The sequence below is a fragment of the Agrococcus sp. HG114 genome (genome assembly GCF_024723325.1).
Classification (GTDB): Bacteria; Actinomycetota; Actinomycetes; order Actinomycetales; family Microbacteriaceae; genus Agrococcus.
The window spans coordinates 1-15,865 of record NZ_JANQCH010000051.1; the positions used below are offsets into that span (position 1 = coordinate 1).

The following is a 15,865-nucleotide window of genomic DNA, read 5'->3' on the forward strand; positions in this document are numbered from 1 at the left end:
GGGGGCGGCGCGGCACCACCACGGGTGACGGCCGGGGGCGAGGCGCGACGCCGCCGCGACCGTCGTGCTCCACGGGCAGGGCGACTGGCTCGGGCCGGCGCGCGACGCGTTCGACGACCGGTGCCGCGTGCTCCGCGATCGCCTCGAGGCGGAGGAGCACGAGCTCGGCCAGCTGCTGCTCTCGATCGAGGGCGCGCTGTGAGCGGCGCGGGGGCCGGTGGCCGCGATGGCGGGGGCGGCTCGTTCGGCGGCGCGCCGTCCGCCGGGGCGTGGTCGTCGCCGCCGCCGGTGAAGGCGTGGGCGCCCGTCACGTGGGACAGCACCGTCACGGGCGTCGCGTGCGCGCGCCTTCGCGACGCGGAGTGGCGCGTGCGGGGCGCTGCGATCGCGCTGCGCTCCGCGCCCGACCTGCGGGTCGCGGCCGCGCCCGGCGTGAGCATGGCAGGCCTGCGCTCGTGCGCGGTCGAGCTCGACGCGCGCGCCGCTGCCGCGAACGCGCTCGTCACGGAGCTCGAGCGGCTGCACGACGACACGATGCTCGCCGGCCGTGCGTACGAGCTCGCGTCGGACGCGGTGCTCCGCCTCGTCGAGGAGCTCGCGGGCGGGGCCGCCTATGCGGCGGGCGTCGGGGCGCGGGCGCTCGTGATCGGGGCGTTCGGCACCGCGGGCCTGCTCGGCGCGGGCCTCGTCGCGGGCGTCGGCGCGGGCGCCGCCTCGCGCAGCTCCCGCCTCGAGGGCGTCCGGGCCGCGAACGGGTCGTCCGCGGGCTCCTCCGCGTCGACGGGCTCGGGCGCGGACGCCGCGAGCTCCGCGTGCAGCTCCGCGACATCCATCTGCACCGTCGGCTCCTCCTCGCGCTCCTGCGCGAGCGACCAGCCGGAGGTCGGCGACTCCTCCGCCGTGCGCGCGCCGCCGGGCACGGGCACCGGCTCGTACGCCCGCACGGCGGCCGCGAACGTCGCGTCGTCGACCTCGAACGCAGGACCGCTGAAGGAGAAGCGCTCGGCGGCAGGGCGGAGCGGCTCGTCCAGGTCCTGCTCGGCGTCCTGCTCGGCGACGATCTCGACCGGCTCGGCGTCGTCGGGGTCGGCGTCCGCGAGCGCCGCGCGGCGGGCCCGCTCGGCCTCGGCGCGCTCGATGCCCTCGGCGATGAGCGCGTCGAAGTCGTCGTCCCTGGACTGGTCGGTCATGCCGCATATCGTATGGGGGTCGGCCCTGGCTCCCCCCGGGCCGCGACCTGAGGAGGACGACCATGCCGAGCGTCGCGATCATCGGCGGTGGCCACAACGGCCTGACCGCGGCCGCCTACCTCGCCCGAGCGGGCGTCGACGTCACGCTGCTCGAGCGCCTGCCGACGGTCGGCGGCGCCGCAGTCTCGGCGCAGGCGTTCGAGGGGCTCGACGCGCGCCTGTCGCGCTACAGCTACCTCGTGAGCCTCATGCCGCGGCAGATCATCGACGACCTCGGCCTCGACGTGCGGCTCGCGCGGCGCCGCTACTCGTCGTACACGCCGGTGCCCGGCGGCGACCGGGGCCTGCTGATCGACGCGGGCGACGAGGCCGCGACGCGTGCGTCCTTCGCGGCGATCGGCGCGGCCGAGGACGCCGACGGCTTCGCGGCCTTCTACGACCGCACGACCCGGCTCGCGGCGGCACTCTTCCCCACGCTCACGCAGCCCCTCCCCTCGAAGGAGGCGGCGCGCGCGGCCGCGGGCCGCGCATCCGCGTGGTCCGAGATCGTCGACGCGCCCATCGCCGACGCGATCGAGCGCGCGGTGCGCAGCGACGTCGCGCGCGGCGTCATCGCGACCGACGCGCTCATCGGCACGTTCGCGTCCCTCGCCGACCCGGGCCTCGAGCAGAACCGCTGCCTGCTGTACCACGTGATCGGCGGCGGCACCGGCGACTGGGACGTCCCGATCGGCGGCATGGGCCAGGTCTCCGGCGAGCTCGAGCTCGCGGCGCGGAAGGCCGGCGCGACGATCCTCACCGAGGTGACCGTCACGCGCGTGACCCCCGACGGCGAGGTCACCTGGAGCGAGAACCTCGGGGGGCTGCCGACGGGCTCGCCCGGTGTCGCGATCGGCACCGAGCTCACCGCGCAGTTCGACCTCGTGCTCTCGGCCGTCGCGCCGCACGTGCTCGCCGAGCTGCTCGGCCCCGAGGCGCCCGAGACCGCGCGTCCCGAGGGCGCGCAGGTCAAGGTCAACATGCTGCTCTCGCGCCTCCCGCGGCTGCGCGAGGACATCGCGCCCGAGGCGGCGTTCGGCGGCACCTTCCACATCAACGAGACCTACGCGCAGCTCGAGCGCGCGTACGCCGAGGCGCTCGGCGGCACGATCCCGGAGCCGCTCCCGTGCGAGATCTACTGCCACTCGCTCACCGACCCGACGATCCTCGGCGACGACCTCCGCGCATCCGGCGCCCAGACGCTCACCGTCTTCGGGCTGCACGTGCCCGACCGGCTGCTGACCGACGAGACCAACGAGCGGATGCGCGCGGAGCTCGAGCGGGCGGTGATCGCGTCGCTCGACTCGGTGCTCGCGGAGCCGATCGAGCCGCTGCTGCTCGAGGGGCGCAGCGGCCCCGCGATCGAGACGCGCACGACCCGCGACATCGAGCAGTCGCTCGCGATGCCGGGCGGCAACATCTTCCACGGGCCGCTGTCGTGGCCGTGGCTCGAGGAGGACCCCACCTGGCGGGCCGAGGCGTGGGGCGTCGAGACGGCCCACCCGCGCATCCTGATGGCCGGCTCCGGCGCGCGGCGCGGCGGTGCCGTCTCGGGCATCGGCGGCCACAACGCGGCGCACGCGGCGCTCGAGCTGCTGCGCCCCTGAGCGGGCGGCGGGTCAGCGCGGGACGCGCCCGGCCCAGTCGGAGGCGTGGCTCGCGCGCGCGGGCGGCAGCGCGTTGAGGCGCGCCCACTCGGCGACCTGGTCGGGCAGCTCGGGCAGCTCGACCCGGATGCCCGCGGCCTCGAGCACCTCGACGACGCGCGCGATCCTCGCGGTGCCGACGCCCCGCTCGATGAACCGGCCCTGCACGATGCCGCGTGCGTGCACCTCGCCGTCGACGACGAAGCGCTGCACGAGGTAGATCGCGCGCTCGTCGCCGCCGAGCACCGCCGTCTCGATGTCGAAGCGCTGCCACAGGTCGAGCGAGCGGCGGAAGACCATCGACGACTGCCCGACCACCGCGTAGATGCCCGCGCGGCCGAGCGCCGCCGTCATGCCCGTGCGGTTCGTCATGTCGACGCGCGCGAGGTCCATGTACGACGGGTAGCGGCCGTTGTTCATGTGGCCGAGCAGGTCGATGTCGCTCGGGAGCACCCGGAACGTCGTCCTCGCCACGTCGCCGATGCCGAGCGCGGGCTTGCCGCGGCTCTTGAGGTGCATCGCGAGCAGCCATTGCAACCACATGTTCACGAGGAGCCATCCTGCCCCACCGGGCCCTGCGCATCCGCCGTCTTTGGCGCCCCCGCACAACGCGACGCCCGCCGCGCGCCTGCGGATAGGGTGACGCCATGGACGACGGGGCGATGCTCATCCGGCCGGCGACGGTCGCGGACGCCGAGGCGCTGCTGCCCCTGTTCGCCCGGCACCGCTCGGTCGACGAGGAGGACGAGAAGGTCGACCGCTACCGCGAGCGGCTCGTCGCGCTCGTCGAGAACCCCGCGCACCACATCGTCGTCGCCGAGCAGGGCGGGCGCGTCATCGGCTACGCCGCCGCGCAGGACTACGGGCCGGCTCCGCACCGCGACTGGTCGATCGCCCGCATGCACGACCTGTGGGTGTCACCGGATGCGCGGGGCCGCGGGGCGGGCACGGCGCTGTTCGAGGCGGTGCGGGAGTGGGCCGAGCACCACACGAAGGTGCGCGTGCTCGAGTGGCAGTCGCTCGAGGTCGCGAAGCACTTCTACGCGAAGCTCGGCCTGTCGGGCGAGCGCGTCGACGAGGCCGACCCGCGCGAGCTCTACGAGATCGAGGTGCACCTGCCCTCGCGCGAGTGAGGCTCCCCCGCTCGCCGGATCAGCGCGCGCCGACCGGCGCGACCTCGCCGAGCGCGTCGAGCTGCCACACGGTCGTGCGCGCGGGGAGCGACACCGTGGTCACCGAGCAGTTGGGCAGGATGACGTCGGGCGTGAGCTCGGGCACGAGCTGCCGGAGGAGCGACGTGATGAACCCGCCGTGCGAGACGACGAGCACGTGCACGGGCGCCTCGCCGCGCACGTCGGCGGCCGCGCGCACCATGTGCTCGATCGCGCTGTCGGCCCGGACGACGATCGCGGCCGCCTGCTCGGCCTGACCGGTCGCGTCGAGCTGCGCGACGGTGTCGAACACACCGCGCCAGCCGACCTGCTCGGCGATCGAGCGGAGCGCGCTCAGCTCGCGGTCGACCTCGAAGCCGTGCTCGACGATCACCTCCTGCCACACGTCGGCGGCGGGGCGCTCCTCGTGGCTGCCGAAGTTCCACTCGCGCAGCAGCTCGGTGTGCTCGATCGCGGGCGCCGGGTCGAGCGCCGCGAGGATGCCCTCGGCCGTCGTGCGGGTGCGCTGCAGGTCGGAGCAGAAGGCGAGGTCGAAGCGCTCGGCCGAGAGCCGGTGCGCGACCGCCTCGATCTGCCGGCGCCCGAGCTCGGTGATCGGCGAGTCGGACCAGCCCTGCATGAGGTGGTTGATGTTGTGCTCGGTCTCCGCGTGCCGCACGATCGTGAGCCGCAACTCCCGCCCGCGCGCGAACGCCGCGAGCTCCTCCGGCAGGTACTGCTCGTGCCGCTCGTCGGCGGCCTGCACGTCGGTGTCGCTCATCGCTTCCCCATCCTCTCGAGCATCGCGTTGTACGCGCCGAGCTCCGCGTCGCCGTCGCGCGCGGCGGCCCGGTCGGTGCGCACCTGCTCCTTCTTGTCGCTGCGCGACCACGTGATCGTCGTGATGATCGCCATGATCACCGTGGGCACCTCGCCGACCGACCACGCGATGCCGCCGCCGACCCGCTGGTCCTCGAGCGCGTCGAGGCCGTTGCCCATCGCGCCGAACCAGTCGGCGAGCAGGAGCGCGTCGCCCATCATGAGGCTCAGCCCGAAGAAGGCGTGGAACACCATCGTGCCGAGCAGCAGCGTGAGCCGCAGCGGGTACGGCGGTCGGGCCGGCCCCGGGTCGACGCCGATGATGGCCTGCACGAACAGGTAGCCCGAGCCGACGAAGTGCACGACCATCCACACGTGCCCGAGGTGGTCGCGCATCGACCACTCGAACAGCGGCGTGAAGTAGAACAGCCACAGGCTCGCGACGAAGATGATCGCCGCGACGACCGGGTGGCCGACGACCTGCAGGTACTTCGAGTGCACGATCGCCATGAGCCACTCGCGACCGCCCATCGAGCCGTCGCGGCGCTTGGCGATCGCGCGCATCGCGAGCGTGATGGGCGCGCCCGGCACGAGCAGCACCGGCACGGCCATGCCGAGCAGCATGTGCACGAGCATGTGGAGCGAGAACTGGAACTCCTGGTAGACGTTCAGCGCGCCGTTCGTGCACCACCACAGGAGCGCGACGCCCGCGAGCCACGCGAACGTGCGCCCGACGGGCCAGCGGTCGCCGCGGCGCGCGAGGCGCGCGACGCCCGTGAGGTAGAAGAAGGCGAAGAGCGCGCACGCGACCGTCCAGAGCGGATCGATCCGCCACTCGGTGACGAGCCGCAGCAGCGTGAACTCGGGTGGCAGCGGCTGCTGCGTGAGGATCTCCGCCGGCGTCGCCTCGGCGCCCGGCGGCACCTCGGGCACCGGCGTCGCGGTGCGCGCGAGCCCCGCGGCGACGCCCGCGGTGACGCCCATCACCACGAGCTCGAGCGCGAGGATCGCAGCGACCGCCCCGCTGCCCACCCGCTCGCGCGACTCGCGCGCGGGGCGCAGGATGCGCATCCGCTGCCACGCGCCGAAGGCGCCGAGCGCGACGAGCAGCACTGCCTTGGCGATCGCGAGGATGCCGTAGTCGCTCAGCCAGTCGCCCTCCATGCGCACCCACGCCGAGACGACGCCGGTGAACGCGACGACGCCGAAGCTCACGAGCGCGAGCGTCGAGTAGCGCTCGAGCACGTCGCGGTAGGCGACGTCGGGGGCGGATGCGCCCGACGCGGATGCGCCCGGCGCGGGAGCGTCGTCGCGGCCCTTCGCGAGCAGGCCCGCGTGCAGGAGGCCGCCGAGCCAGATCGAGACGAAGACGAGGTGCAGGAGGAGCGAGGAGACCGCGAGCGCGTGGTTCGCGGTGCCGCCCGCGTGGCCGCCGGAGGCGATGAGCCAGAACGGCACGGCCCACGCGACGACCGTGAAGGCGACCGCGGTCGAGCCGCGCGCGACGAGCAGCACGACGGTGAGCAGGGCGAACGCGAGGAGCGTGCCGAGGCTCAGCCGGCCCGGCTCGGTCTGCGTGAAGACGAACTGCAGCAGCCTGCCGAACTCGTCGTCGGCGGTCACGGGGTTCGAGACGAGCTGGCGGAAGGTCGCGAAGGCGATGCACGCCTGCAGCGCGGTCGCGACGCCGGTCGCGAGCGCGGCGAGGTCAAGCGTGCGGTTCCAGTCGCGGCTGCCGGGGGCGAGGGCGAAGCACGCGAGCACGAGGCCGCCGAACGCGGTCGCGACCGAGAGGTTGCGGAGCATCGTCGCCGCGGGCAGGCCGTAGCGGACGAGCGGGCCGGAGTCGTCGATCGCGAGCGGGTCGGCGCCGCCGCCGAACGCGAGCGCCGCCCACATCGCGCCGAGGCCCGCGAGGATCGCGAGCGCCGGGGTGAGGAGGCGGAGGCGCTGCACCCGTCCAGGGTAGTCGCGCGGGCTATGGGCGGCCCGGGCCGCGAGCGGCGCGAGAAGGGGCGCCGCCGGCTGGCGACGCCCCTCCCCGGTGCTGTGTGAGGCGGTGCTACTTGACGGCGGCCTTGAGCTTCGAGCCGGCGGTCAGCTTGACGCGGTGGCCCGCGGCGATCTTGATCTCCTCGCCCGTCTGCGGGTTGCGGCCCGTGCGGGCGGCCGTCTCGGTGCGCTCGGCGCTGAAGAAGCCGGGGATCGAGACCTTGTCGCCGGCCTTGACGGCCGCCGAGACCTCGTCGAAGAGGGCGTCGAGGACAGCGGCGACCTTGGCCTGCGAGAGGTCGGTCGTCGCCGCGATCTTCGAAGCGAGAGTGGTCTTGTTGATGGTCTCAGCCATGGTGTCCTCCTGGATGTGGCTTGTCGGTCCCGCCTGGAGGCGGGCGTCCGCCGGGCCCCCCAGGGGCTCCGACCAACCCCGAACGTAGCCCCGCGCCCGTCCTCCGGCGGCAGGAACACCCCGACACGCCGCGGTTTCCGGGCATTTTCGCCGCGCGCGAACGCATTTGGGGGACAAAACGGCTGCTGGAGGCGTCACTCCCCCGTCGAGGCGGCGAGGCGCCGGGCGCGCAGCCGCGACGCGGTCGCCGCGCGCCGGCGCTCGAAGAACGGCAGGAACAGGCCGATGAGCGGGCCGATCCCGAAGGCGAAGATGACGGTGCCGATGCCGACCGGGCCGCCGAGCAGCCAGCCGATGAGCAGCACCGTCCCCTCGATCAGGGTGCGCACGATCCAGATGCGCCAGCCGGTGATCCGCACGATGCCGGTCATGAGCCCGTCGCGCGGGCCCGGTCCGAGCGACGGGGCGATGTAGACGCCGGTCGCGAAGGCGAGCAGCAGCATCGAGCCGGCGAGCAGCAGGATCTGCTGCCACAGCACGCTCGTCTCGGGGATCAGCCACAGGCCGAGGTCGGCCGCCGGGCCGACGAGCAGTCCGTTGAGGAGCGTGCCGATGCCGGGGCGCTGCCGCAGCGGGATCCAGATGACGAGCACGAGCGCCGAGACGAGCACCGTCGCGGTGCCGTACGTCATCGGCAGGTGGTTGGCGATGCCGAGCGCGAACACGTCCCACGGGCCGACGCCGAGATCCGCGCGCACGAGCATCGCGAGCGAGAGCCCGTAGAGCGCGAGTCCGACGAGCAGCTGCGCGACGCGCGCCGCCGTGTCGGCGCGCCCGAGCGAGTCGATCGGCAGCAGGAGGCGTCGGAGGGTTCGCACGCACCTATTCCATCCCATTCCCGCATGCCGCCCCGACGCATCCGCATCGCCGTGCCGCGCGGGCCCGCCGACCCGTGCCACGCCGACCTGGACGTCTGCCGCTTGACCAGGGGCGCGCATCCGGGCTTCGGTGGGGAGCATGACGCTCATCGGGTTCCACGCCTCGCACGAGCAGCTCGCGCCGTCGGCGCTGCTCGACCACGTGCGCCACGCCGAGCAGGCCGGCTTCCAGGCGGCGATGTGCTCCGACCACTTCGCCCCGTGGACGCGCGCGCAGGGCCACAGCGGCTTCTCGTGGTCGTGGCTCGGCGCCGCGCTCGCGACGACGCAGCTGCCGTTCGGGGTCGTGACGGCCCCCGGGCAGCGCATGCACCCCGCGGTCGTCGCGCAGGCGATCGCGACGCTCGGCGAGATGTTCCCCGGCCGCTTCTGGGCGGCGCTCGGCTCGGGCGAGCACCTCAACGAGCACATCACGGGCGAGCCCTGGCCCGAGAAGCCCGAGCGCGAGCAGCGGCTCGTCGAGAGCGTCGACGTCATGCGCCGGCTGCTCGCAGGCCACGAGGTGACGCACGACGGCGCCGTGCGCGTCGACCGCGCCCGGGTGTGGTCGCGGCCGACGACGCCGCCGCTCCTCATCGCGGCGGCCGTCACGCCGGAGTCCGCAGCCTCGCACGCGGCGTGGGCGGATGGGCTCATCACCGTCGCGGGCGACGCGCCGGCGATGCGGGCGGTCGTCCAGGCGTATCGCGACGCCGGCGGCCGCGGCCCCGTCTCGGCGCAGCTGCACCTCTCGTGGGCGCCCGACGAGGAGGAGGCGCTCGCCATCGCGCGCGAGCAGTGGGCGAGCGGGACCGTCGGCGCGCCCGAGTCGTGGGAGATCGCGATGCCCGAGGAGTTCGAGGCGCGCACCGCCGACGCCTCCGACGAGGCGATCCGCAGGGCCGTCACCGTCTCGAGCGACCTCGGCGCGCACGAGGCGCGCGTCGCCGAGGTGCTCGAGGCCGGCTTCGACGACGTCTACCTGCACCACGTCGGGCAGGAGCAGACCGCGTTCATCGACGCGTTCGGCGAGCGCGTGCTGCCGCGGCTCGGCGTGCGGACGGCGTGAGCGCCGCATGAGCCCGCATCCGATCGACTACGCCGACCGCTGGTGGCGCAACGCGGTGGTGTACTGCCTCGACATCCAGGTCTTCCAGGACTCGGACGGCGACGGCGACGGCGACATGCAGGGACTCGTGTCGCGCATCCACGAGCTCGCCGACCTCGGGGTCACGTGCCTGTGGCTCATGCCGTTCTTCCCGACCGCCGACCGCGACGACGGCTACGACATCACCGACTTCTTCGCCGTCGACCCGCGGCTCGGCACGCTCGGCGACCTCGTCGAGGTGATCCGGGTCGCGCGGGCGCAGGGCATGCGCGTGATCATCGACTTCGTCATGAACCACACGTCCGACAAGCACCCGTGGTTCGTCTCGTCGCGCTCGTCGCTCGACTCCCCGCACCGCGACTGGTACGTGTGGCGCGACGCCCCGCCGCCGAAGCCCGATCCGCCCGTGTTCCCGGGCGAGGAAACCTCGACGTGGACGAAGGACGAGCGGACGGGGCAGTACTACCTGCACCACTTCCGGTCGTACCAGCCCGATCTCAACATCGCGCATCCGGCCGTGCAGGAGCAGATCGAGCGGAACCTCGGGCTCTGGCTCGAGCTCGGCGTCTCCGGCTTCCGCGTCGACGCGGTGCCGTTCCTGTTCAGCAACGCCGACCACCACAGCTCGCAGCCCGTCGGCACCGACTACGACGGCGCCGAGCACCTGCGCTCCCTGCAGCGGTTCGTCTCGCGACGGAACGGCGAGGCGGCGCTGCTGGGCGAGGTGAACCTCACGCACGAGCAGCAGCTCGCGTGGTTCGAGGCCGAGGGCAAGTCGTCGGGCCTGCAGCTGCAGTTCGACTTCGTGTCGATGCAGCGGCTCTACCTGTCGCTCGTGCGGAAGGACGCCGGCCCGCTCGCGAGCGCGCTGCGGGAGCGGCCGGAGCTGCCTGAGGCGAGCCAGTGGGCGAACTTCGTGCGCAACCACGATGAGCTGACGCTCGACAAGCTCGCTCCCGACGAGCTCGAGGAGGTGTTCGAGGCGTTCGCGCCCGACGAGGGGATGCGCGTGTACGGCCGTGGGATCCGGCGTCGGCTCCCGACGATGCTCGGCGACGACCGGGCGGTGCGGCTCGTCTACACGCTCATGTTCTCGCTGCCCGGCGTGCCGGTGCTGTTCTACGGCGAGGAGATCGGCATGGGCGAGCACCTCGACGTGCCTGGGCGCTACGCGGTGCGCACACCGATGCAGTGGGAGCCGGTGCCGGGCGGCGGCTTCTCGACGGCGCCCGCGGGCCGGCTCGTGCGGCCGCTGCCCGAGGGGGAGTTCGCCCCCGATCGCGTGAACGTCGCCGACCAGCGGCGCGACCCGGGCTCGCTGTGGCACCACATGCAGCGGCTCACGACGCTCTACCGCGACGAGCCGGCCCTGGCCTGGTCGACGCTCGAGGTGATCGGGGTGCGGCAGCGGGCCGTGCTCGGGCACGTGTGCCGCGGCGACGGCTGGACCATGCTCGCGCTCCACAACCTCGGCGACGCCCACGAGTCGGTGCGGCTCGAGATCGCCTCCGAGGCGGGTCCCGTCACGCTCGGCGACCGCTTCGACGGCTCGTCGATCACGATCGACGGTCGACTCGAGATCGACCTCGACCCCTACGGCTGGCGGTGGCTCACCGTGGCACCGGCGGATGCGGTGATCAAGCGGGTCTGAAAGACCTTCGGCGTCCGGCTGCTCAGGATTGCGCGGGCGGACCGGCAGGCGGTTGCGCGCCCGTCGGGGGCGCCATGGGGAAGCCGGCGCCGCCAACGCGGCCCTGCGCCGCGATCTCGCGCAGCGAGCGGTCGATGCCGATGAGCGCGCGCAGCCCGAGGACGGCGAGGACGACGATCGCCGCCACCACGAGCAGCGGGATGAGGATCCCGAGGGCCCCGTGGTACATGCCGACGGGTCCGATGTCCATGGCGTCATGCTGCCGCCCGTCGGGCTCGCTGACGGCGGGGCCACGAGAAGTCTGGTCAACAGCCCCCTTCGCCGCGGGTCCCCGTGTCAGTGGTGCGTGGTTGCATGCCTGCATGGATGCGTGGGGCGGGCTCGATGCGGAGGAGTACATCGCGTCGATCCGTGCCGGCGCGATCGACCCGCACGGCCGCACCGCGGCCGAGCTCGAGGACGAGCTCGCGGCGTTCGACCGGGAGTGGGGTGAGCGGCTCGCGCGCCTGAGCGATGCCGAGATCGATGAGGTGATCGCCGGGCGGATGGCCGTGCCGCCCCTGTCCGGCGCGATCGATCCCGCGGAGCGCCCGGAGCGCGTGCGGCGGCAGGAGGCGCTCGCCTGCCGGATGCGGGCGATCGAGCAGCGCCGCGCCCGCCTCGAGGCGGAGCAGCGCGAGCTGCTCGCGGCCGAGCTGCAGCACCTGCGTGACACCGGCGGCGACATCGGCATGGCGGTCAAGGAGTCCGCCTCCGTGCTCGCGTCCGAGCTGCGCCTCGCCGACCGCACCATGGAGCGCAGGCTCACCGAGGCGTGGACGACCGTCACCGACCTGCCAGCCCCGCACGCCGCCCACAAGGCCGGCCGCATCACCGGCACGCACCTGCGGGCGATCGAGCAGGCCACCGAGGCGCTGCGCACCGACCCGCACGTCGACCCCACCGACCGGGCGCAGGTCGAGGCCGAGCTGGTCGACATGGCCGAGCGCGTCACCCCGTCGCAGCTGCGGTCGCGCGCGAGGCGGATCGTCGACCGCGCCATGACCGACCCGCTGCAGCGCCGCCACGACGCCGCCCGCGAACGGCGCCGCGCGTGGGTCGACGACGGCGACGACGGCATCTCCACCCTCTCGATCGCCGGCCCCACCGCCACCATCCACGGCGCGTTCTCCCGCGCCACCGAAGCCGCCCGCGCCAAGCCGAAGGACGACCCGCGCACCTTCGACCAGTACCGGGTCGACGCGCTCCTCGAGGTGCTCCTCACCGGCCAGACGCCAGCCGACCTGCACGCCGTCAACCCGATCACCGCGACCGTCACGGTGACGATCCCCGCGACCGAGCTCCTCAGCGACACCGACGACGCCGACGAGGCCGACGGGCCCGGGCTGCGGTTCTCGGGGGCGCTCGAGGGCGGGGCCCTGGTCGACGCCGCAACGGTGCGCCAGCTCGCGGCGGAGACGGTCGTGTGGGAGCGGCTGTTCACCCACCCGGTCACCGGCGTCCCGGTCGCGGTCGACACCTACCGGCCGACCCGGGCCATGCGCCGCTGGCTCCGGGCGCGCGACGGCCGCTGCCGCTGGCCGGGGTGCAGCAATGCCGTCTCCCGCGCCGACACCGACCACACCGACGACTACGCCGACGGCGGTGCGACGGCCCTGTCGAACCTCGCCCACCTCTGCAGGCGCCATCACACGATGAAGCACGCCACCGCCTGGACCGTCCAGCAGCTCGACGCCGGCGTCCTCGAATGGACCAGCCCCACGGGCCGCGTCTTCACCGACGAACCCGAGCCCGCCGGACCCGTCTTCCGCGACCGCGGCGCCGACTATTGGGGCACACCCTCCGACGAACCTGCTCGCTGTACCGCGAGCGACCCGCCCTGGGCGCACTTCCGCAACTGCACATGCCATCGCGACGCCGCGTCCGCCTGACGCCGTCGCTGCTGGACCCTCTCGTGCCCGGCGCCCGCCGCCCGACACCCGTGCCTGCCGTCGTATCTGTCTGACGCGGTGGCCGCCTGGCGCCGTCGCAGCGCCGTCCCTGGCCGTCGCCACTCCTGCCCGCGGCCGCGCGCGCCTGACGCCGCGCCTGCCCGCCGACCCTGCCCGTCGCCGTCCCTGCCCGTCGCCGTCCCTGCCCGACGCCATGTCGTCCCGGGCCGCGCCTGTCCCACGCCGTGCCTTCCCCACGCCGTCCCTGGCCGACCGACCCTTCGGACCACGTGCGGCCGAGGATGACGGGCGCCACTGACCAGCGGGCCTGGTTGCCGCACCGGAGACAGCAGAAGGCCCCGACCACTGGTGTGGTCGGGGCCTTCGCCGGAGCGAGTGCTTACCAGCTCGACTTGGTCACGCCGGGCAGCTCGCCACGGTGCGCCATGTCGCGGAAGCGCACACGCGAGATGCCGTAGTCGCCGACGTGGCCGCGCGGGCGGCCGTCGATCGCGTCGCGCTTGCGGACGCGCACGGGCGAAGCGTTGCGGGGCAGCTTCTGCAGGCCGATGCGAGCGGCCTCGCGCTCCTCGTCGGTGCTGTTGGGGTCGACGAGCGCCTTCTTCAGCGCAGCGCGCTTCTCGGCGTAGCGGGCGACGATGACCTTCCGCTGCTCGTTCTTGGCGATCATGCTCTTCTTGGCCATTTATCGCTCCTCTCGGAACTCGACGTGCTGACGCACGATGGGGTCGTACTTCTTCAGCACAAGTCGGTCAGGGTTGTTGCGACGGTTCTTCTTCGTCACGTAGGTGTAGCCGGTGCCGGCAGTCGAGCGAAGCTTGATGATCGGACGGACGTCCTGCGCCTTCTTCGCCATCAGAGCTTCACCCCCCGCGCCTGCATGTCACGGACGACTGCCTCGATGCCGCGGGCGTCGATGACCTTCATGCCCTTGGCCGAGACGTTGAGCGTCACGTTGCGCTTGAGCGACGGGACGAAGTAGGTCTTGCGCTGCACGTTCGGGTCGAAGCGACGCTTCGTGCGCCGGTGCGAGTGCGAGATGTTGTGCCCGAAGCCGGGAACGGCTCCGGTCACCTGGCATACGGCTGCCATGGTGCCTCCAATTGGTTACCGCAGGCCGCGAAGCCTGCCCAAGATCACTTGCCTGCACACGCCTCAGCCGAGCCTTTGCGGGGGTGGAGGGGGCGTGCGCTGCGCGGCCGAAACCGCACCAAGGGTCCATCGTACGCGATGCGGGGCGCGCGAGGCAATGCCGACGTGCGCGGCTCTGGCCTCGGGATCAGCGCGGCGGGAACACCGGCTGCCCGTCGGGCCCCATCGGCAGCGGCGTGCCGTCGGCGTACGTCGGCCACGGGAGGAGGCCGCCCGCGCCCGGAGCGGTCGCCGGCGCCGCGGGAGCCGGAGGCTGCTGCGGCGGACGCGCCACGCCGGCGTGCATGGCCGCCGGATCGGCCGCCGGGTTGGGTGCACCGCCCGCCCGCGGGCGAGGCTCCCGCAGCACGTGCTCGCCCCGTGCCTCGGCCTCCTGCCAGTCGATGTTGCGGCGGTTCCAGAAGAGCAGCACCGTGACCGACGCGGCGAGCGCCGTGACGACGATCGCCGCGACCGTCGCGCGCCAGTACCACTCATCGACCTCCGCGCCGAAGGCGTCGAGCGCGAAGTGGAGCGTCAGCAGGATGCCGACGAGCCCCAGGAGCCCTGCGGCGACGCGACCGATGACGCGCGCCATCAGCGCCCGACCGCGGTCGCCCAGCACGATGAGGCCCCACGCTCCCGCGGCAGCGGCCCGCACGACGAGGATCGTGAGCAGCACGATGCCGAACAGCTCGCCGAAGAGCCACTCGTCCGACCACGGATCCCGGTCGTCGCCGCCCGTGCCGCGCATCCAGATCGAGATCATGAGCACCGCCAGCAGGTAGATGTTCGCGGCGACGCCGATCACGAGCGGCGTCGAGGAGCGCCGCGCGAGCACGAGGTCGAGCGCGAGCAGCGCCGTGAAGGCGAGGAAGACGACGACCGTCCACACGACGCGCGCCGCCTGGCTCTCGAAGTCGCCGATGAAGATGAGCACGACCGTGACGATCGTGACGATCGCGAGCAGGCAGATGCCGACGAAGAGCACCGGCTGGATGCCGAGGATGCGGCGGGGAGCCCGGGGGCCCGACGGCCGCTGCGGCCACGGGGAGGGCGAGCTCGGCTGCGCGCCGAGCGGGTTCACGGGCGGGTGACCGCCTGCGGGGGCCCGCGACGGCTCCTGGGTCTGCGCCTGCTGCTGCTCGCGCTGCTGCAGCTGGTGCAGCAGCCCCGGCTGCTGCTGCATGCGGTGTCCGGCGTCGCCGGCGGGCGGGCGCGCGCCGAAGGCGCTGGGCTGAGCGGTCACGGTGCACTCCTGGGTCTCGGCACGTCTCGTGGCGCCAGTCTCACATCTGAGGTGCGCTCACCGCGATGGGGAGAAGTCACCCTGTGGAGGACGGACCGCGGCGGCGGGTCACCGGGGCGGGTCAGCGGCAGCGCGGCGCGCGGCAGCGCACTCGGCGCAGACCCCGAAGATGTCGACGACGTGCTCGGGCTCGACGAACCCGTGGGCCGCAGCCACCTGGCCCGCCCAGCGCTCGACCGCAGCCGCCTCGAGCTCCACGGTGCGGCCGCACGAGCGGCAGATGAGGTGGTGGTGGTGGGTCCTCGTGCACGCCCGGTACAGCACCTCGCCGGCCGACTGCAGCGCATCCGCCTCGCCGTCCTCCGCGAGCGCCGCGAGGGCGCGGTAGACCGTCGCGAGGCCGACCGTCGACCCGCCTGCCCGCAGCGCCTGGTGCAGCGTCTGCGCCGAGACGAACTCGTCGCTCGCCTCGAGCGCCTCGCGCACGGCTTCGCGCTGCTTCGTGCTGCGACGCGGGGTGATGTCGCTCATGCGCTCCTCGTCTCGATCGTGCCGGTCCTCATGGTGGCGCTCCCGGCGGTGCGGCTCTCGGCGGTGCGGCTCTCGGCCGGGGGGATCTCGGCCGCGCGGCGCTCCGCCGTGCCGCGCCGCGGCGTGCCGGGCGC

At 73.7% G+C, this 15,865-nt stretch carries 18 protein-coding genes; 6 read left to right on the forward strand and 12 right to left on the reverse strand.

The genetic code is table 11. From position 1 onward, the window contains the following. Positions 1–64: 64 nt before the first annotated feature. Positions 65–202 carry a hypothetical protein gene (locus NWP09_RS06875; protein WP_258274791.1) on the forward strand — a complete coding sequence of 46 codons (138 nt, stop codon included), beginning with the start codon at positions 65–67 and terminating at the stop codon, positions 200–202. A 409-nt stretch (positions 203–611) separates the two neighbouring features. Here the strand turns inward: NWP09_RS06875 and NWP09_RS06880 are convergent, their stop codons facing one another. After that, positions 612–1,190, reverse strand: a complete 579-nt coding sequence (locus NWP09_RS06880) for a hypothetical protein (RefSeq protein WP_258274792.1) — start codon at positions 1,188–1,190, stop codon at positions 612–614. A gap of 47 nt (positions 1,191–1,237) precedes the next feature. On the opposite strand from NWP09_RS06880, the gene NWP09_RS06885 reads away from it, so the two are divergent. Continuing rightward, positions 1,238–2,836 (forward strand): phytoene desaturase family protein, encoded by a 1,599-nt coding sequence (locus NWP09_RS06885; protein ID WP_369010419.1) that lies wholly within the window; start codon positions 1,238–1,240, stop codon positions 2,834–2,836. 12 nt (positions 2,837–2,848) lie between these two features. Here NWP09_RS06885 and NWP09_RS06890 read toward each other — a convergent pair whose 3' ends face one another. Continuing rightward, complete coding sequence (locus NWP09_RS06890; RefSeq protein ID WP_258274806.1) at positions 2,849–3,418, reverse strand: thioesterase family protein; 570 nt, start codon at positions 3,416–3,418, stop codon at positions 2,849–2,851. Between the two features lie 104 nt (positions 3,419–3,522). Here NWP09_RS06890 and NWP09_RS06895 point away from each other — a divergent pair, with 104 nt between their 5' ends. Further along, on the forward strand, positions 3,523–4,008 hold the full coding sequence (locus tag NWP09_RS06895) for a GNAT family N-acetyltransferase (RefSeq protein ID WP_258274794.1): 486 nt from the start codon (positions 3,523–3,525) through the stop codon (positions 4,006–4,008). A 19-nt stretch (positions 4,009–4,027) separates the two neighbouring features. Here the strand turns inward: NWP09_RS06895 and NWP09_RS06900 are convergent, their stop codons facing one another. The 4 genes from NWP09_RS06900 to NWP09_RS06915 form a co-directional block, all read right to left on the reverse strand. Then, the gene (locus NWP09_RS06900; RefSeq protein WP_258274795.1) at positions 4,028–4,807 is read right to left on the reverse strand and encodes a histidine phosphatase family protein; all 780 of its coding nucleotides are present in this window, start codon (positions 4,805–4,807) and stop codon (positions 4,028–4,030) included. Next, the gene (locus NWP09_RS06905) at positions 4,804–6,801 is read right to left on the reverse strand and encodes a bifunctional copper resistance protein CopD/cytochrome c oxidase assembly protein (protein WP_258274796.1); all 1,998 of its coding nucleotides are present in this window, start codon (positions 6,799–6,801) and stop codon (positions 4,804–4,806) included. The genes NWP09_RS06900 and NWP09_RS06905 overlap by 4 nt, the downstream gene beginning before the upstream one ends. 106 nt (positions 6,802–6,907) lie before the next feature. Then, complete coding sequence (locus tag NWP09_RS06910) at positions 6,908–7,192, reverse strand: HU family DNA-binding protein (RefSeq protein ID WP_258274797.1); 285 nt, start codon at positions 7,190–7,192, stop codon at positions 6,908–6,910. A gap of 194 nt (positions 7,193–7,386) precedes the next feature. Continuing rightward, a complete protein-coding gene (locus NWP09_RS06915) occupies positions 7,387–8,070 on the reverse strand; it encodes a YitT family protein (RefSeq protein ID WP_258274798.1) in 684 nt (227 codons plus the stop codon). Positions 8,071–8,209: 139 nt separating this feature from the next. On the opposite strand from NWP09_RS06915, the gene NWP09_RS06920 reads away from it, so the two are divergent. Both NWP09_RS06920 and NWP09_RS06925 read left to right on the forward strand, forming a co-directional pair. After that, on the forward strand, positions 8,210–9,178 hold the full coding sequence (locus NWP09_RS06920; protein ID WP_258274799.1) for a TIGR03885 family FMN-dependent LLM class oxidoreductase: 969 nt from the start codon (positions 8,210–8,212) through the stop codon (positions 9,176–9,178). Positions 9,179–9,185: 7 nt separating this feature from the next. Then, positions 9,186–10,868 (forward strand): alpha-amylase family glycosyl hydrolase, encoded by a 1,683-nt coding sequence (locus tag NWP09_RS06925; RefSeq protein WP_258274800.1) that lies wholly within the window; start codon positions 9,186–9,188, stop codon positions 10,866–10,868. Between the two features lie 22 nt (positions 10,869–10,890). On the opposite strand, the gene NWP09_RS06930 is transcribed toward NWP09_RS06925, so the two are convergent. Next, on the reverse strand, positions 10,891–11,118 hold the full coding sequence (locus tag NWP09_RS06930) for a hypothetical protein (protein ID WP_258274801.1): 228 nt from the start codon (positions 11,116–11,118) through the stop codon (positions 10,891–10,893). A 112-nt stretch (positions 11,119–11,230) separates the two neighbouring features. Here NWP09_RS06930 and NWP09_RS06935 point away from each other — a divergent pair, with 112 nt between their 5' ends. Continuing rightward, on the forward strand, positions 11,231–12,799 hold the full coding sequence (locus NWP09_RS06935) for an HNH endonuclease signature motif containing protein (protein ID WP_258274802.1): 1,569 nt from the start codon (positions 11,231–11,233) through the stop codon (positions 12,797–12,799). Between the two features lie 400 nt (positions 12,800–13,199). On the opposite strand, the gene rpsN is transcribed toward NWP09_RS06935, so the two are convergent. The 5 genes from rpsN to NWP09_RS06960 all read right to left on the reverse strand — a co-directional run bounded on the left by rpsN (position 13,200) and on the right by NWP09_RS06960 (position 15,731). Beyond that, positions 13,200–13,505, reverse strand: coding sequence for a 30S ribosomal protein S14 (gene rpsN, locus NWP09_RS06940; protein ID WP_258274803.1), 306 nt, complete (start codon positions 13,503–13,505; stop codon positions 13,200–13,202). Next, complete coding sequence (rpmG, locus tag NWP09_RS06945) at positions 13,506–13,676, reverse strand: 50S ribosomal protein L33 (RefSeq protein WP_021010541.1); 171 nt, start codon at positions 13,674–13,676, stop codon at positions 13,506–13,508. It abuts the gene before it with no gap. Next, the gene (rpmB, locus tag NWP09_RS06950; protein ID WP_123696728.1) at positions 13,676–13,912 is read right to left on the reverse strand and encodes a 50S ribosomal protein L28; all 237 of its coding nucleotides are present in this window, start codon (positions 13,910–13,912) and stop codon (positions 13,676–13,678) included. Before rpmB ends, rpmG begins: the two co-directional genes overlap by 1 nt. 187 nt (positions 13,913–14,099) lie before the next feature. Continuing rightward, the gene (locus NWP09_RS06955; protein WP_258274804.1) at positions 14,100–15,200 is read right to left on the reverse strand and encodes a hypothetical protein; all 1,101 of its coding nucleotides are present in this window, start codon (positions 15,198–15,200) and stop codon (positions 14,100–14,102) included. Positions 15,201–15,308: 108 nt separating this feature from the next. Beyond that, positions 15,309–15,731: a Fur family transcriptional regulator gene (locus NWP09_RS06960; protein ID WP_258274805.1), complete on the reverse strand. Its 423-nt coding sequence runs from the start codon at positions 15,729–15,731 to the stop codon at positions 15,309–15,311. Between the last annotated feature and the right edge of the window lie 134 nt (positions 15,732–15,865).

Excerpts from the sequence above, each read along its gene's own strand:
- NWP09_RS06880 (WP_258274792.1), bottom strand. The coding sequence starts at position 1,190 with ATGACCGACCAGTCCAGGGACGACGACTTCGACGCGCTCATCGCCGAG.
- NWP09_RS06890 (WP_258274806.1), bottom strand. The coding sequence starts at position 3,418 with ATGTGGTTGCAATGGCTGCTCGCGATGCACCTCAAGAGCCGCGGCAAG.
- NWP09_RS06895 (WP_258274794.1), top strand. The coding sequence starts at position 3,523 with ATGGACGACGGGGCGATGCTCATCCGGCCGGCGACGGTCGCGGACGCC.
- NWP09_RS06900 (WP_258274795.1), bottom strand. The coding sequence starts at position 4,807 with ATGAGCGACACCGACGTGCAGGCCGCCGACGAGCGGCACGAGCAGTAC.
- NWP09_RS06910 (WP_258274797.1), bottom strand. The coding sequence starts at position 7,192 with ATGGCTGAGACCATCAACAAGACCACTCTCGCTTCGAAGATCGCGGCG.
- NWP09_RS06920 (WP_258274799.1), top strand. The coding sequence starts at position 8,210 with ATGACGCTCATCGGGTTCCACGCCTCGCACGAGCAGCTCGCGCCGTCG.
- NWP09_RS06925 (WP_258274800.1), top strand. The coding sequence starts at position 9,186 with ATGAGCCCGCATCCGATCGACTACGCCGACCGCTGGTGGCGCAACGCG.
- NWP09_RS06930 (WP_258274801.1), bottom strand. The coding sequence starts at position 11,118 with ATGGACATCGGACCCGTCGGCATGTACCACGGGGCCCTCGGGATCCTC.
- NWP09_RS06935 (WP_258274802.1), top strand. The coding sequence starts at position 11,231 with ATGGATGCGTGGGGCGGGCTCGATGCGGAGGAGTACATCGCGTCGATC.
- rpsN (WP_258274803.1), bottom strand. The coding sequence starts at position 13,505 with ATGGCCAAGAAGAGCATGATCGCCAAGAACGAGCAGCGGAAGGTCATC.
- rpmG (WP_021010541.1), bottom strand. The coding sequence starts at position 13,676 with ATGGCGAAGAAGGCGCAGGACGTCCGTCCGATCATCAAGCTTCGCTCG.
- rpmB (WP_123696728.1), bottom strand. The coding sequence starts at position 13,912 with ATGGCAGCCGTATGCCAGGTGACCGGAGCCGTTCCCGGCTTCGGGCAC.
- NWP09_RS06960 (WP_258274805.1), bottom strand. The coding sequence starts at position 15,731 with ATGAGCGACATCACCCCGCGTCGCAGCACGAAGCAGCGCGAAGCCGTG.